Raw genomic sequence first — 15393 nt, 5'->3', positions numbered from 1 at the left:
GCAAAATCCACTCTTATGCTTAAAGAGAGTACGCACTTAATGGGACGCAGTCTTAGTGTAGGCGTTCGCTGGCGATACTGATACAATGGCGCGACTAAATTTTTGAATCAATCTTAGGGGAATAAAATGCGTCTACTGCATACTATGTTGCGCGTCGGTAATCTTGAGCGTTCAATCGAGTTCTACACTAAAGTTTTAGGGATGCAGTTGCTGCGTCAGAAAGATTACCCGAAAGGCGAATTTACCTTAGCGTTTTTGGGATACGGAAACGAAGAAGAAAATACCGTTTTAGAATTAACCTATAACTGGGGCGTTGAGTCTTATGATTTAGGTAAAGGTTACGGCCATATCGCCATTGAAGTAGCGGACGTTTACCAAGCCGCAGAAGAGGTCAAAAAAGCCGGCGGTAAAGTGATTCGTGAAGCGGGGCCGATGAACGCCGGCACGACCATTATCGCGTTTGTCGAAGATCCGGACGGTTATCAAATTGAATTTATCGGCGCGGACCACGTTCGCACTTAATTTTAAAAATTTAAGACAAAGGAAAAAAGATGTCTGAATTTAACAATGTCACCGTTGTGCGCGAAGCCAACGTCTATTTCGATGGCAAAGTCACCAGCCGCAAAGTCATTTTTGCCGACGGTTCCTACAAAACTCTTGGCATTATGATGCCGGGTGAGTACGAGTTCGGCACGGCCGCTGCGGAAATCATGGAAATGATGGCAGGTGAAGTCGAAGTATTGCTTCCCGGACAAACCGAATGGCAAGCGATTCCGGCCGGCGAAAGCTTTGAAGTGCCTGCGAACTCGAAGTTCGGCATCAAAGTCAACAGCATCGCCGACTACTGCTGCACCTACCTGACAGAATAATCCCGACCGATTATTTCGTCCAAAAAGCCAAGCAAAAACGCTTGGCTTTTTTTATGTCGGTAAGATAATTTTTAATATTGAAAAAAGTATTTTTGAATATAGAATTGCGTATTAATTAATAATTATTAATTGAGCGCTGCGTTTGAAAAAGTCTCTACGACAAGAAAAACTTTATAATTATCTGCTCTCTCTCAATCAAGCGGTCGCTGTCGCGGTATTGGCGGAGCATTTTGCCTGCAGCTTAAAGACCATACGCCGTGATATTGAGGAACTAGCCGAATGCAAAAAGTCGCCTTGGTATATTTTCGAGAATAAAGTCTATATTGACCAAGAACAAAAAAAACGCTTTCAAATTGAGGATAACTGGCTCAGCAGCGAAGAATTGAATGGTTTGATTGCGCTCTATCATAGCGTTGACAACCTCTCTAACGGCGCGCTGCAAGGGTTGCTCAATCCGGTTAAAGAGCGCATCATCGGAGCGATTTCACAGCAACAATCGGCGAACAAATTACCGAAATCGCCGATCAAAATCATTGAAATAGCCAATCGCCAACTCGACCCGCAGCTTTTCCAGCAATTACATCGTTGTATTGCCCAGCGCACTGTGATTACCGTGCTTTACTGGAAGCGCAGCGATGATCAACAGCAAATTCGGACACTTTCCCCTCAACAGCTTGTTCGTTATAAAGATAATTGGTATGTCGATGCCTATTGCCACCAAGTCAATGACCTGAGAAGTTTCGCTTTAGACGCGATTATCAAGGTGACAGAATCCTTGCCAAGCCAATATCGGCAAATTGAACCAAGAGAAATTGACCGCCATTTTCAACAAAGTTATGGAATCTTCAGCGGCCAAGCCACTCAAACTGCAAGCTTACACTTTGATGAATACATCACCCGCTGGGTTGAACACGAAATCTGGCATCCGCAGCAGATTAGCGAAAAGCAACCCGATGGAAGCCTGATTATGCACCTGCCATATCACCACGATATTGAACTTATTCAAGACATTCTAAAACACGGCTCCAATGTCAAGGTTCTTGCCCCGCAAGACCTCAAAGACAAAGTCAAACAACGCTTAGCACAAGCTTGGGAGGCGTATCAAAGTGAATAATCGCATAAGAAAAAACGTAGGGACAAGATTTGACCGTTCGGCAAGGTATATTGCTTAGAGTCTGCAAAAGAGGATAGAGCGAAATGATGAGAAGAAGCGTGAAAAAAGAGACGCAAATGAGTAATGAAACCAATGTGCCATTACCCGCTTGTCTTGCCAAAACTTGGAAACAATCGGAAGGTTCGGTTCTTGCAGGCCGTGATGTTTTGACCCATTGTTTGATTGTTGGCACGGTCGCTCAAAAATTGATTGCGCAAATGCCGGATTGGCTCAAAGAGGCTTACTTTCCGGAAGGTTCCGCCTTGGTGGTAGCGTGTCATGATGATGGCAAGGTGAGCCCGACTTTTCAGCACAAAATTTATAAAAATCTATCTGCAACGCCGGAAGATATCTGGGCGGTTCTTAAAAGTCATACGCTGGATGAAAATGCTCAATGGGGCGGTCATGCCGGAGTCAGTCAGGTGACTCTAGAACATCTTGATGCCGGAAAATATATTGCTGAAATTGCCGGTCAACATCACGGCTGGTCGCCTAATATCGGCGCACGCCAAGCCATTGCCGAAGTGTTTGGCGGTCAGCCTTGGTTGTCGCAACGCATAGTGCTGATTGAACAGCTCAAAACTGCATTGAAGCAAGATTTTCCTGCGGTTGAAAATGCAATCCAAGCCAAGTTACTGGCTGGTTTAACCACGGTATCCGATTGGATTGGTTCAGGCAGTTTATTTGATGACCCAAATGAAGATTGGCAACTCAAAATCGAGCAGGCCATTGAGCAAGCGGGCTTTGTTGCGCCAAAAATTAAGCAGAATCTCAGTTTTGCGCAACTCTTTGGCTTTGAACCTCGGCAAGCTCAGACCGCGTTAATTGAGCTGGCTAATCAGCCGGGTGTCTATGTGCTTGAAGCTCCGATGGGATTGGGCAAAACGGAAGCCGCACTCTATGCCGCTTATCAATTGCTTGCCCAAAATAAAGCAACCGGCCTGTATTTTGCGCTGCCCACCCAGCTTACCTCGGAAAAAATTCACGAGCGCGTCGATGCCTTTTTAAAGACCATTCTCGAAGAGGATTCATTGCATACCAGTCCGCTTTTACTGCATGGACAAGCTTGGTTAAAAGCCCAGATGGGTGAAGATGCCGCGCCCGGTGGCGAATGGTTTAGTCAAGGCAAGAAAGGGATTTTGGCGCCTTTTGCAGTGGGCACGATTGATCAAGCTTTGATGGCCGTTTTGCACGTTAAGCACGGTTTTGTACGCACTTTTGGCTTGGCCGGAAAAGTGGTGATTTTGGATGAGGTGCATACTTACGATGCCTATACCGGCACGGTGATGGATGAGTTAGTGGATACACTGCGTCAACTGCATTGTACGGTGATTATTCTCAGTGCCACGCTGACCCAAGAGCGTCGTCAGGCGTTACTCAAAACCCCCGTTGTTGAGCAAGCTTATCCGCTTATCAGTGGCGTGGCGCATGACACACTCACAGAAATCACGATTGAGCAGATGGAGGCGAAATCCGTTGCGATTCACATAGAAGCGGATACACAAGCCGCCATCGAAGAGGCGTTAAGCCGAGCAGAGCAAGGTCAGCAAGTGTTGTGGATTGAAAACACGGTCGCCGAAGCGCAAGCGGTATTTTTAACTCTCTCGGCACAAGCGTCAGGTTTAAATATCGCAACCGGTTTGCTTCATTCACGCTTTACGCAAAGTCATCGTCAAATCAATGAACATCAGTGGGTCACCGCCTATGGCAAGGCAGGATGGGCAGAGCGAAACCAACAAGGGCGTATTTTGGTGGGGACACAAGTATTGGAGCAATCGCTTGATATTGATGCCGACTTTCTCGTGACACGCCTTGCGCCAACCGACATGATTTTGCAAAGGCTTGGGCGTTTGTGGCGACATGATAACCCTAATCGTCATGCACAGGCTCAATGTGAGGTTTGGTTGCTGGCACCCGCATTGGCGCAGGCGATTGAAAATCCTAAACAGGCTTTTGGTCATTCTGCTTGGGTCTATGCCACTTATGTGCTTTGCCGCACATTACAACTTTGGCAAGATCTAAGCCAAGTGAATTTACCACAAGATATTCGCACCTTAATTGAGGCGACTTATCAAACGCGTACCGAAACAGACTCGCTCGCCACCTATTTGCACGAGTTAGAAACACAGCGCAAAAAACTACGCAGCTTAGCTCTGCAAGGGATGAGTGCGATTGGTCGTGCCAAGCCGGATGAGGCTGTCACCACACGTTATTCGGAACAAGAAACAGTAGAAGTCTTATTGCTAAAGCAAGTCGAGCTCAATCAAACGCATCAAAATCAACTAGGCACCTGGCTCACTTTCAGCGATGACCACCGCGAATTTTATCCTCACAATGGTCGTGCTTTCGGTCATAAAAAATGGCGAGAGCTTGCCGCTAAGCTGCAACTTAGTTTAGTCAAGATCGCTATTCATCAAACGCCGAAAGCCGTCAAACAAAAAAACTTAGCTTGGCTTAAAGACTATCTCTATTTGGGGTATCCGGACGAGCAAGCGGATGCCGCGATTCGAATTGCCCTAATTCGTGAAGACGACCAATTAATCACTTTGGACGGCAGTCCCCAAATCAACGAAAAATATACCCTCAGCTATAACGATTGGTTGGGGTATCAAACACTAAAAACGGAGGGGTAAACGATGAAAGCTCAAAACCAAATGCAACTCTTTACCACGCCAGATGGTGCTGTGAGTCTTGAAGTCACTTTAAATCAAGACACGGTTTGGCTTAATCAAACCCAATTGATTGATTTATTTGGTCGTGATCAATCGGTTATTTCTAGACATATTAACAACGTCTTTAAAGAGGGTGAGGTAGACAAGCAAAGCAATATGCAAAAAATGCATATTGCAAATTCAGATAAACCCGTGATCTATTACTCATTAGACGTCATTATTTCGGTGGGTTACCGCGTTAAATCTTTACGTGGCACGCAGTTTCGCATTTGGGCCGCCCAAATTCTTAAACAGCATCTTTTGCAAGGTTACACGTTAAACCAACAGCGTTTTGAAGAAAATGCGCAAGCTTTAGAGCAAGCGATTGAGCTAGTGCGAAAAGCAGCACGATCAACTGAGTTAACACTGGAATCTGGACGTGGGTTAGTGGATATCGTGAGCCGTTATACCCAAACTTTTTTATGGTTGCAGCGTTATGACGAAGGCTTGCTGGATCAACCCGACGGACAGCCCGGCGGCAATCTACCTGCCATTGATGAAGCTGAGAGTTCGCTAGCAGAACTCAAACAAAACCTAATGGCAAAAGGACAAGCCTCCTCTTTATTTGCCGAGGCGCGTGGGGATGGTTTGTCTGCTATTTTAGGCAATTTGGATCAAACGGCATTTGGTGAACCCGCTTACCCAACTATTGAGAGCAAAGCGGCTCACCTACTCTATTTTGTGGTTAAAAACCATCCATTTAACGACGGTAATAAACGCTCTGGCGCTTTTCTATTTGTCGATTTTTTACACCGTAATGGGCGTTTATTCGATGCCAAACAGCAACCTGTCATCAATGACACTGGATTAGCGGCCTTAACCTTATTGGTGGCCGAGTCCGACCCTAAGCAAAAAAATATTTTAATCAAACTGATAATGAACATGCTCAGCCCTCAGGCTTGAGTTTATTGAGGAAGCCTTATGAGTGAAAACCGATTTAACTTAATAGACGAACCTTGGATTCCCGTGGTGGATGTGGGGCGGGTGAGTCTCAAAGAGATCTTTAGCAATCCCAATCTCAAAGCCTTGGGCGGCAATCCCGTGCAAAAAATCGCGCTGACCAAACTGCTTTTAGCGATTGCCCAAAGTGCCAACACGCCCGCAGACAATCAAGCCTGGAAAACTCTCGGGTCAGAAGGGCTCGCCAAGGCGTGTTTAGCCTATTTGGAAAAATGGCACGACCGTTTTTATCTCTATGGCGAAAAACCCTTTTTGCAAATGCCGGCGATCGCTAAAGCCGCCATTCAACCTTTTGGCGCGGTACTGCCTGAAATTGCCACGGGCAATACCACCGTCCATACCCAAATTCAGCAGGAAAAAGACTTAGATGATGCGGATAAAGCACTTTTAGTTTTGCAATTGATGGGGTTTGGTTTAGGCGGTAAAAAAACCGACAACACAGCCGTTTTAACCACCGGCTACAGCGGAAAAACCAAGGAAAATGGCAAAGGGATGACAGGTAAGCCGGGAAGTTCGATTGGATTTATGGGCTTCTTGCATAATTTTTTACAGGGGCAAAACCTTCAAGCTTCAATTTGGTTAAACCTGTTCACTCAAGAGCAAATAAATCAAATTCGTGTACTTGAAGCGGGATTAGGTCAAGCGCCTTGGGAGCAGATGCCTATCGGAGAAGCGGATGAAATCGCTCAAAAAATAAGTCAATCTCTAATAGGACGTTTGATTCCTCTCGGTCGCTTTGTATTGCTTGCTGAGAGTGGGCTGCATTATTCAGAAGGGATTGCTCATGCAGGCTACAAGGATGGAATGAGCGATCCGAGTGTTTCGGTTAACTATTCAGGCAAAGACCCCAAAGCCATTTGGGTAGATACCGAAAAGCGTCCGTGGCGAATGTTGACCGCTTTATTGAGTTTTATGGCCACTCAGCAAAAAGAGGTTTTTACTTGCTCACAATTGGAGTTTTGCTTGCCCCGTGGCGCTAAACAGACCAATCAAATTGCCATTTGGTCGGGTGGCTTGCGAGTCAGTAGCAATGCGGGTGAACAGTATGTTTCTGGTTCGGATGACTCGCTAGAGTCAACAATCACCGTTCCAACCGAACATTTAGGTGCCATTTGGTTTGCCCATCTGCAAGCGGAAATGACCGAATTGGATAGCCTAGCTAAAACCTTGTATGGCTGTGTTTTAAGTTATTTCAAACACCAATTAGTCGATGGCAAAAATCAGGCTGCTCAAGCCACCAATTTATTTTGGCAACTCTGCGAAAGCCGTTTTCAAGATCTGGTTAATGGCGCAGAGTATGAAGAACAACGTTACATACTACGCAAAGTCTTTGCCGGATTTGTTATTCAAGCCTTTGAAAATTACTGTCCCAAAGAAACCGCCCGTCAATTAGACGCATGGGCGCAATCTCGCCCCAATTTAAGTAAATATTTAGCCCAGCCGAACAAGGAGGTTGCATGAGCGAACGCAGTGAAAAGTTCGTGGATTACATTATCCAGCGAATCAAAAATAACAAGGGCGATGCCGCAGCTTTACGCCGTGCCGATAATCCCAATACGGAATACCAATCTTGGGAAATTTTGGCAGGCTTTCATATCAAATTGGATAGTGAAAACGAACGCTTGCCCTTTGCCGCTATTGCTGCGGATATGGCACGAGCCAAGCCTGAACACAATGGCAAAATCCTGATTGGTCAAGCGATTGCCCGCTGTTATGACGAGGGCAATCAAAGCGACCAAGCTAAAGCCAAATTGCGGCGGTTATTGGCTTGCGACACCACTGCTGAAGCCTGCCGAATTTTGCGTCCGCTGTTAACCTTGGCCGAGTCCAAAGGGATTAAACCTTTGAATTACGCCACCTTGCTCGATGATTTGCTCTGGTTTAGTTATGACGAATCCCGCCAGCGCATCAAAGCCAAATGGGCGCAAAACTTCTATGGCAAGCAAGTTGAGGAGACTGCGAATGACTGATGAAGTTTTAGCCTATGCCTCGGTACTCCGCCTTAGCCGTAGCGACATCAAAACCCTCAAAATCACCGACGCCTATAGCTTACACAAGCAAGTCTATGGTCTGTTTGATGATGTGCGCACGGATGACGATAAAGCCAATAGCGAATCCAGCGGTATTTTGTGGGTCGATAAAGGAGGCGATTTTCACCATCGCCAAATCCTGATGCTTTCTACGCGCAAGCCGCATCAAACACCGCAGTTTGGCGAAGTGGAAAGTCGCGTGATTAAACCCGACTTTGTGCAACACCGCCGCTATGGTTTTGAAATCACGCTCAATCCCAGTAAACGCAACAAAAAAACGGGCAAAGTGGAAGCGATTCGCAAGCGGGACGAAATTGCGCTTTGGGCGATTGAGCGCGCCCATAAAAATTGGGGGTTTGAGATCAACCCAAATCACCTACAAGTGCAAATTAACCCTGTTTTGGAATTTAAGAAAACCGGCAAAACTGTCACCCACAATAGCGCCCATTTAAAAGGCGAGTTATTGGTGACGGATCGTAATCAATTTATTCAATCTTTTTTAAGCGGTATCGGACGTGGTAAAGCCTTTGGTTTTGGCCTGCTGCAAATCGTTCCGTTAAACGACTAAAACGCTGGATTAAAAACTTATTTTTAGATTATTGGAGAACCCAAATGACCAACACAAACCCTTTAAAAAACACGCGTATTGAATTTCATATTTTGCAATCTTTTCCTGTCACTTGCCTAAACCGCGATGATGTCGGCGCGCCTAAGACAGCAATTGTCGGGGGCGTACCGCGCGCGCGCGTCAGTTCGCAAGCTTGGAAGCGCCCAGTGCGTTTAGCCATGCAAGACTATGGCGCAAAGTTGGGTGTTCGCACCAAACATATCGCTGAATTAATTGCAAAATCTTGCCTTAATCTAGGCGCTAACGAAGAACAGGCTAATGCTTGTGGAGAGAGCATTGCCAGCCATATCAGCAAAGACACGCTGTTGTTTTTTACTGAAACGGAAGCCAACGCTTTTGCTAGCTACGCGGCTGAAAAAGAATTTGATGCCAGCAAACTCAAAGACAAAGAAACCCATAAAGTGGGTAAAAAGGCACTTAATCTCGCGGTCGATGGAATCGACATTGCCCTATTCGGCCGCATGGTGGCGCAGGCGGCCGAATTGAATGTTGAAGCGGCCTGCTCCTTTGCCCATGCCATTTCCACCCACAAGGTTGCCAATGAAGTAGAGTTTTTTACGGCTGTTGACGATGACCCTATGGGCATTCGCGAAGATTCCGGCTCGGCACACATGGGGAGTTTGGAGTTCAACTCCGCCACTTATTACCGCTATGTTAGCCTCGATTTAGGTCAACTTTATCAATCGCTAAACGGTCAAAACATGGCGGGAGCCATTGAATCCTTTGTTAAAGCCTTGTATCTCGCGGTACCAACAGCGCGTCAAACCACCATGGCCGGTTTGTCCGCTTGGGATTACGCCAAAGTATTGGTGCGCAAAGGCCAATCTCTGCAAGCCAGTTTTGATAACCCGGTGAAAGCCAAAGGTGAAGGTTATCTTGCACCGAGCATTGAGGCGCTGAATGCGGATTTGGCGAAAAAAGAACAAATGGCCGGTTCCTTATTTGGTAAACAAGCAGAAATTGAATTAGGTAACGTCGAGAAACCTAAAAATATTGATGATTTGATTGCCCAATTACAGACTTTTTTGCCTGCGGATGCGGAGTAACTTATGAGTGATCCTTATCTATTGCTTTGGTTTGAAGCACCCCTGCAATCTTGGGGTGCGGATTCCAAATTTGGACGGCGTGATACCCTAAAATTCCCCACCAAATCCGGCGTGTTGGGTTTGGTCTGTAGCGCCTTGGGTGCGGGCGGTGAGCAATCCGAATTGTTGGTGCGTTTTGCACCCTTGGATATGCAGGTCATTAGCTATCGCAAAACCAATGCCAAGCAACAAAGGCAAGACAAACAACCGCTTTTGCGGGATTTTCAAACGGTGGGAAATGGGTATGACGATCAAGACCCTTGGCAAACTTTATTAATACCCAAAACAGCAGAAGGTAAAAAAGCCGTAGGCGGTGGTTCAAAGTTGACCTACCGCTATTATTTGCAAGACGCGGTTTTTGCCGTGGCCTTGCAAGTACCGGCGGACTTGGCAGATGACCTTGCGCAAGCCTTGCAAAATCCGAATTGGGACATCTATTTGGGGCGCAAAAACTGCATCCCAACCGAACTGGTTTTTCAAGGTGTTTTTAATGACCTTTCGGCCTTAAAAATCAAAGCCGCTGAGATTGCCGTGAGTAAAAAACTGTTGGAAGATTTTCAGGTGTTGCAAGGCGAACAGGAGGGCGATGAACATTTAACGCTCAATGATGTGCCGATTCAATTTGGTCAGCACAAAAAATACCGTGACCGCCAAGTGACCTTGTTCTATTCACAAGAGGATTACGAAGGTGGCTGAGCCGAAACAGGAGGTAAAACGCCTGTTTATCAAAGTCACTCGCGATAGCCTGCCGCAAGTCAAAGATAAATACCCATTTATTTATCTAGAACGCGGTCGGCTAGAGATTGACGATGCCAGCGTCAAATGGATAGACAGCACGGGTAATGTGGTGCGTTTACCCATTGCCACGCTCAATTGTCTGTTATTAGGGCCTGGCACCAGCATTACCCATGAGGCGGTTAAGGTCACAGCCGCTGCCAACTGTGGCATCTGTTGGGTGGGTGAAGACAGCTTATTGTTTTATGCCGCCGGACAAACGCCATCTTCTGACACGCGAAATCTGCGCCACCAAATAGAGCTGTCTGCCGACCCGATTAAGTCCGTAGAAATCGCCAGAAAAATGTTTATGCGACGTTTTCCTAGCGCGGATTTGGAAGGGAAAGCATTAGCCGAAATGATGGGTATGGAAGGCTATCGGGTACGGCAAATTTATGAGGAAAAAGCCCAAGAATATGGCGTTGGTTGGCAAGGGCGCAAATTTGTGCAAGGTAAATTTGAACTCAGTGATATGACCAACCAAATTCTCACCTCCTGTAACGCGGCACTTTACGGCATTTTAAGTTCAGTCGTGCATTCACTGGGTTATTCACCGCATATTGGGTTTATTCACTCTGGCAGTCCTTTGCCTTTTGTTTATGATTTGGCTGATTTATACAAAGAACGCCTTTGTATTGATTTAGCTTTTTCGCTCACCTTGCAAATGGGTGGGCGCTATAACAAATATAAAGTCGCCAATGCTTTTAAAGACCGAGTGATTGAAATGGATCTGTTGCAAACCATTGCCAAAGATATTGAAGCTATTTTGGGAGAAAAACGTGCTCGTCGTCCTCGCAAATGATTTACCGCCTGCGGTTCGCGGGCGTATGAAACTCTGGTTTGTCGAACCCAAACCCAATGTGTTTGTTTCTGGAATAAAAGACTCGGTGGCCAAAAAAGTGGTGGACTACCTTTATGAACATTGCCCTGCGGAAAGCGGCTTGATGATATTTCGTCGTATCGCCGAAACCCCGGGTTATGAAATTCGAGGGCTTGGTGATCATAACCGTCAAATCATCGAAATATCCGGTCTGCAACTGGTCATTGAAAAACAGATCGAAACGCTTTAATCTGTAACCCAACACAGCAAATTGTGGTTTCAGTACCGTTCTTTAACAATTTGTTGATGTCTTCCCCACGCCCGTGGGGGTGTTTCTGCGTGTGCGACTATCTAGTGTCGCTACATACTGTCTTCCCCACGCCCGTGGGGGTGTTTCTCATAAGCAAAGCGGTATTGATCTGCTTTATAAGTCTTCCCCACGCCCGTGGGGGTGTTTCTCGGCTAGGTGACTCTTGCAAGCTTGAGATAACGTCTTCCCCACGCCCGTGGGGGTGTTTCCAAGCGGCATTAGAGTATTTTGCTGCCATAGACGTCTTCCCCACGCCCGTGGGGGTGTTTCTTACATCGGGTGGTGGAGGGAAATCTGCCTTGGGTCTTCCCCACGCCCGTGGGGGTGTTTCCCTTTGCTTCTTCGATTTGCTTTGATACTTTAAGTCTTCCCCACGCCCGTGGGGGTGTTTCTTTTGAAAGAGCATGGGTTTGAGGTACATAACAGTCTTCCCCACGCCCGTGGGGGTGTTTCTACGCCATTGACCATTTTGCCCTTGCGGGCCTCGTCTTCCCCACGCCCGTGGGGGTGTTTCTAGGAGTTCATAAATGCAGTGCGACATTACAAAGTCTTCCCCACGCCCGTGGGGGTGTTTCTGTGCAAGTGGCTACAGTTTCAGACCGTGAAAAGTCTTCCCCACGCCCGTGGGGGTGTTTCCAAAGATATTAGCCAAGCAATACAGGACAGTTTGTCTTCCCCACGCCCGTGGGGGTGTTTCTCAGTCCATTTTTGAGGGACGATACATTGATATGTCTTCCCCACGCCCGTGGGGGTGTTTCTCAGACTCAACAATGATCGCCGGATAGGTGCCAGTCTTCCCCACGCCCGTGGGGGTGTTTCTCAGATTTGGGCTTTAGAGGATGCAGCAGAAGCGTCTTCCCCACGCCCGTGGGGGTGTTTCCTCCTTCTCGTGATCTTCAAGATCAGAGTAGTTGTCTTCCCCACGCCCGTGGGGGTGTTTCTAACCGTGATATTCACTTAGCGCGGCATAACCTGTCTTCCCCACGCCCGTGGGGGTGTTTCTCCAATTGCGCGCCATGCCTCTTGCCGGGTTTTGTCTTCCCCACGCCCGTGGGGGTGTTTCTGGTGGAGTACATGACCGCAACAGCAATTAGGCGTCTTCCCCACGCCCGTGGGGGTGTTTCCTCTTGGGTTCATCATCTCCAGCATTTCAAAAAGTCTTCCCCACGCCCGTGGGGGTGTTTCTGTGATTATCGCCCATCTCTTTTATTTTGATTGGTCTTCCCCACGCCCGTGGGGGTGTTTCTAATAATTCTATATATATATATAGTAGATTCACGTCTTCCCCACGCCCGTGGGGGTGTTTCCAAATCAAGTTTCAAGCCGGATGACTTATCACAGTCTTCCCCACGCCCGTGGGGGTGTTTCTGATCGCCGGATAGGTGCCAGCTGGTAGTAGTTGTCTTCCCCACGCCCGTGGGGGTGTTTCTTTCTTTTTGGCGAATTTTGTTTTCAAACTCTGGTCTTCCCCACGCCCGTGGGGGTGTTTCTTTGAGGCGGCAATTCGACAATAGGCGGCTGGCGTCTTCCCCACGCCCGTGGGGGTGTTTCTAATTTGAAAATAAAATATTAGATGCACTGTATGTCTTCCCCACGCCCGTGGGGGTGTTTCTATGGCCGTTTGCAGAATCGATTGATTGAAGTCGTCTTCCCCACGCCCGTGGGGGTGTTTCCATATCCATTTATACTCGTCACCGTCATCATCGGTCTTCCCCACGCCCGTGGGGGTGTTTCCGTTAGCGTGTCGGCTAAATCCAAACCAAGCGCGTCTTCCCCACGCCCGTGGGGGTGTTTCTATTACTTCTGACCCTGAGCAAACTAGCGTTTTGTCTTCCCCACGCCCGTGGGGGTGTTTCCCGATTCTGGGAGCTGGCCAAAATCTTAAAATGGTCTTCCCCACGCCAGTGGGGATGTTTTCTCGAACGCGATAAGATCAACGCGGCACAAGCCGTCTTCCTCGCGCTGATGGAGGCTTAGTTTGTGTATTCGAATGGATGCCATTGGCATAGCCTTGCGCTGGTGGCAGTTGTTTGTTTTCCGTAGTCTTGTTTAATCTCGTTGTTGTTGTTGTTGTTGTTGTTTTTGTTTTCGTTTTTTCCATTTAAAGAAAAAATGCACGGCAAAGTGTGCAGCAATCAATACCACCACGGCGATCATGCCAATGGTGCCGATGTGTTCAATCCACATAATCTTCCTCGATTTTTATCGCTAAGTTTTTGATAGTCCGATAATTCTAGCGGCTTTTTGGTAGAATTTGCGCCAGTTTTTTGGCCAAAATTTCAGGAGTATTGTATGAATCCAAGTCAGCCTTTTAATTGGCGAACGTATAAAAATGACACTTTGTCTGGGATTACCGTGGCGTTGGCGTTGGTTCCTGAGGCGGTGGCGTTTGCGTTTGTCGCAGGTGTTCACCCTTTGGTGGGGCTGTATGCGGCGGTGATTGTTGGCATGATTACGGCTATTTTTGGCGGTCGTCCGGGGATGATTACGGCGGCGGCTGGCTCGCTGGCGGTGGTGATGATGCATTTGGTGATGGAGCATGGCGCGGCGTTTTTATTTTTGGCGGTGATTATGATGGGGGTTTTTCAGATAATCATCGGCCTGATGAAATGGGGGCGGTTTATCCGCATGGTGCCAAGTTCGGTGATGCTGGGCTTTGTGAATGGTTTGGCGTTGATTATTTTGGTGGCGCAGTTTACGCAGTTTAAAGATGTTGACGGCAATTGGTTGAGCGGTGATGCGCTGACGATGATGGTGGCGATTATTGCGGCGACTTTGGCGATTATCTATTTACTGCCTAAAGTGACTAAAGCGGTGCCGTCGGCTTTGGCGGCGATTGTGTTGGTCGCTGTGGTGGTGGCGTTGTTTGATTTAAATGCGATTACCGTTGGGGATAAAGCGGCGGTTTCCGGGACCTTGGAGTCTTTGATTTTTGGTGATGGTACGCAGGGTGGTTTCCAAGGTTTGAGCTGGGTAACGACCTTGCCGGAAGGGTTTTGGTCGTTGACCACTTTATGGATTGTCTTGCCTTATGCGCTCATCCTAACAATCATTGGTTCGACGGAATCGCTGTTGACGATGACCTTAATTGATGACATTACCGAAACCCGCGGTAAGGCGAATAAAGAGTGTATCGCATTGGGTTCGGCCAACTGTGTGGCCGGTTCCTTTGGTACGATGGGCGGCTGTGCGCTGATCGGTCAGTCGATGATTAATGTGAAATCCGGCGGCACCGGACGTTGGTCTGGAATCACTGCGTCTTTTGTGTTGCTGCTGATGATTGTGGCGATTTCACCGTTGATTGAAATGGTGCCAATCGGCGCGCTGGTTGGTTTGATGTTCTTTGTGGTGATTGCGACGTTTAACTGGTCTAGCTTACAGATAATGCGCGGTATGACTAAAGCGGATGCTTTTGTGGTCGTAGTGGTTACGGTATTAACGGTGATGTTCGACCTTGCGGTGGCGGTGATTTCCGGGGTGATTATTGCCGCATTGGTGTTTGCATGGCAACACGCGCAGCGCATTTTAATCACCACTTCGCAAGAGACGGTAGACGGCAAATTGATTAAAATTTATCAGCTACAGGGGCCTTTGTTCTTCGCTTCGGCGAAAAATTTTATGGACAGTTTTGATCCGAAAAACGATCCAGAGTGTGTGCATATTGATTTTATGCACTCGCGGGTTTATGACCATACAGGGGTTGAAGCGGTTGAGAATTTAACCCAGAAATACAAGGCGGCCGGTAAGAAATTGACTTTGAAGCATCTCAGTCCAGAGTGCCAAACCTTGTTGCATAATGCGCGTGATTTGATTGAGGTTAATGTCTCGGAAGACCCGCATTATCATGTGTCCATGAGCGGTAAGCGATAGTCCGCTGACGAGAAGTTCGTTTAATAAAACGCCCCGATTAGATTTAATCGGGGCGTTTTTTTTTGTGTCTCGTAAATGACAGTGTATTTTTCCACTTTTCGTTAGCCCGAAAAGAAGTAAGTTGCTGTAACGATTGATATATTCTGTCAACTTAGGTTTAGAATGCTGGGGGGCTTGCGTTCT

14 protein-coding genes and 1 CRISPR repeat array are annotated in these 15393 nt (G+C 47.3%); of the genes, 13 read left to right on the top strand and 1 reads right to left on the bottom strand.

Going from position 1 to position 15393, the window contains the following annotated elements:
• The first annotated feature begins 126 nt into the window (after positions 1–126).
• From gloA to cas2e, 12 genes are all read left to right on the top strand, one after another.
• Positions 127–522: a lactoylglutathione lyase gene (gloA, locus tag HRR27_RS09105; protein WP_173273007.1), complete on the top strand. Its 396-nt coding sequence runs from the start codon at positions 127–129 to the stop codon at positions 520–522.
• Positions 523–551: 29 nt separating this feature from the next.
• Positions 552–869 carry a pyrimidine/purine nucleoside phosphorylase gene (ppnP, locus tag HRR27_RS09100; protein WP_173273005.1) on the top strand — a complete coding sequence of 106 codons (318 nt, stop codon included), beginning with the start codon at positions 552–554 and terminating at the stop codon, positions 867–869.
• Between the two features lie 142 nt (positions 870–1011).
• Positions 1012–1983 carry a helix-turn-helix transcriptional regulator gene (locus HRR27_RS09095; protein WP_173273003.1) on the top strand — a complete coding sequence of 324 codons (972 nt, stop codon included), beginning with the start codon at positions 1012–1014 and terminating at the stop codon, positions 1981–1983.
• Positions 1984–2066: 83 nt separating this feature from the next.
• Positions 2067–4655 (top strand): CRISPR-associated helicase Cas3', encoded by a 2589-nt coding sequence (cas3, locus tag HRR27_RS09090; RefSeq protein WP_197905400.1) that lies wholly within the window; start codon positions 2067–2069, stop codon positions 4653–4655.
• A gap of 3 nt (positions 4656–4658) precedes the next feature.
• The gene (locus HRR27_RS09085) at positions 4659–5636 is read left to right on the top strand and encodes a virulence RhuM family protein/type II toxin-antitoxin system death-on-curing family toxin (protein ID WP_173273001.1); all 978 of its coding nucleotides are present in this window, start codon (positions 4659–4661) and stop codon (positions 5634–5636) included.
• Positions 5637–5654: 18 nt separating this feature from the next.
• Complete coding sequence (gene casA, locus HRR27_RS09080; protein WP_173273000.1) at positions 5655–7154, top strand: type I-E CRISPR-associated protein Cse1/CasA; 1500 nt, start codon at positions 5655–5657, stop codon at positions 7152–7154.
• Positions 7151–7663, top strand: a complete 513-nt coding sequence (casB, locus tag HRR27_RS09075) for a type I-E CRISPR-associated protein Cse2/CasB (RefSeq protein ID WP_173272998.1) — start codon at positions 7151–7153, stop codon at positions 7661–7663. Before casA ends, casB begins: the two co-directional genes overlap by 4 nt.
• Positions 7656–8291: a type I-E CRISPR-associated protein Cas6/Cse3/CasE gene (gene cas6e, locus HRR27_RS09070; RefSeq protein WP_173272996.1), complete on the top strand. Its 636-nt coding sequence runs from the start codon at positions 7656–7658 to the stop codon at positions 8289–8291. The genes casB and cas6e overlap by 8 nt, the downstream gene beginning before the upstream one ends.
• A gap of 44 nt (positions 8292–8335) precedes the next feature.
• Positions 8336–9397 carry a type I-E CRISPR-associated protein Cas7/Cse4/CasC gene (gene cas7e, locus HRR27_RS09065; protein ID WP_173272994.1) on the top strand — a complete coding sequence of 354 codons (1062 nt, stop codon included), beginning with the start codon at positions 8336–8338 and terminating at the stop codon, positions 9395–9397.
• Positions 9398–9400: 3 nt separating this feature from the next.
• Entirely contained in the window at positions 9401–10132 is a 732-nt protein-coding gene (gene cas5e / locus HRR27_RS09060) for a type I-E CRISPR-associated protein Cas5/CasD (RefSeq protein WP_173272992.1), read from the top strand.
• Positions 10125–11012: a type I-E CRISPR-associated endonuclease Cas1e gene (cas1e, locus tag HRR27_RS09055; RefSeq protein ID WP_173272990.1), complete on the top strand. Its 888-nt coding sequence runs from the start codon at positions 10125–10127 to the stop codon at positions 11010–11012. Before cas5e ends, cas1e begins: the two co-directional genes overlap by 8 nt.
• On the top strand, positions 10990–11280 hold the full coding sequence (gene cas2e / locus HRR27_RS09050) for a type I-E CRISPR-associated endoribonuclease Cas2e (protein WP_173272988.1): 291 nt from the start codon (positions 10990–10992) through the stop codon (positions 11278–11280). Before cas1e ends, cas2e begins: the two co-directional genes overlap by 23 nt.
• A 58-nt stretch (positions 11281–11338) precedes the next feature.
• Positions 11339–13257: direct repeats of the CRISPR family, unit length 28 nt; unit sequence GTCTTCCCCACGCCCGTGGGGGTGTTTC.
• A gap of 132 nt (positions 13258–13389) precedes the next feature.
• Here the strand turns inward: cas2e and HRR27_RS09045 are convergent.
• Entirely contained in the window at positions 13390–13527 is a 138-nt protein-coding gene (locus HRR27_RS09045; protein WP_173272986.1) for a hypothetical protein, read from the bottom strand.
• Between the two features lie 105 nt (positions 13528–13632).
• On the opposite strand from HRR27_RS09045, the gene HRR27_RS09040 reads away from it, so the two are divergent.
• Complete coding sequence (locus HRR27_RS09040) at positions 13633–15210, top strand: SulP family inorganic anion transporter (RefSeq protein WP_173272984.1); 1578 nt, start codon at positions 13633–13635, stop codon at positions 15208–15210.
• Positions 15211–15393: the final 183 nt, after the last annotated feature.

Origin of the sequence: Thiosulfatimonas sediminis (assembly GCF_011398355.1) — a bacterium.
In the GTDB taxonomy this organism is placed as follows: Bacteria; Pseudomonadota; Gammaproteobacteria; order Thiomicrospirales; family Thiomicrospiraceae; genus Thiomicrorhabdus; species Thiomicrorhabdus sediminis_A.
Note: the sequence above shows the minus strand (reverse complement) of the source record. Positions and strands in the feature narration are given on the sequence as shown.

Coding starts and splice junctions, on each gene's coding strand:
- gloA (WP_173273007.1), top strand. CDS start 127: ATGCGTCTACTGCATACTATGTTGCGCGTCGGTAATCTTGAGCGTTCA.
- ppnP (WP_173273005.1), top strand. CDS start 552: ATGTCTGAATTTAACAATGTCACCGTTGTGCGCGAAGCCAACGTCTAT.
- cas3 (WP_197905400.1), top strand. CDS start 2,067: ATGATGAGAAGAAGCGTGAAAAAAGAGACGCAAATGAGTAATGAAACC.
- HRR27_RS09085 (WP_173273001.1), top strand. CDS start 4,659: ATGAAAGCTCAAAACCAAATGCAACTCTTTACCACGCCAGATGGTGCT.
- casA (WP_173273000.1), top strand. CDS start 5,655: ATGAGTGAAAACCGATTTAACTTAATAGACGAACCTTGGATTCCCGTG.
- casB (WP_173272998.1), top strand. CDS start 7,151: ATGAGCGAACGCAGTGAAAAGTTCGTGGATTACATTATCCAGCGAATC.
- cas6e (WP_173272996.1), top strand. CDS start 7,656: ATGACTGATGAAGTTTTAGCCTATGCCTCGGTACTCCGCCTTAGCCGT.
- cas7e (WP_173272994.1), top strand. CDS start 8,336: ATGACCAACACAAACCCTTTAAAAAACACGCGTATTGAATTTCATATT.
- cas5e (WP_173272992.1), top strand. CDS start 9,401: ATGAGTGATCCTTATCTATTGCTTTGGTTTGAAGCACCCCTGCAATCT.
- HRR27_RS09045 (WP_173272986.1), bottom strand. CDS start 13,527: ATGTGGATTGAACACATCGGCACCATTGGCATGATCGCCGTGGTGGTA.
- HRR27_RS09040 (WP_173272984.1), top strand. CDS start 13,633: ATGAATCCAAGTCAGCCTTTTAATTGGCGAACGTATAAAAATGACACT.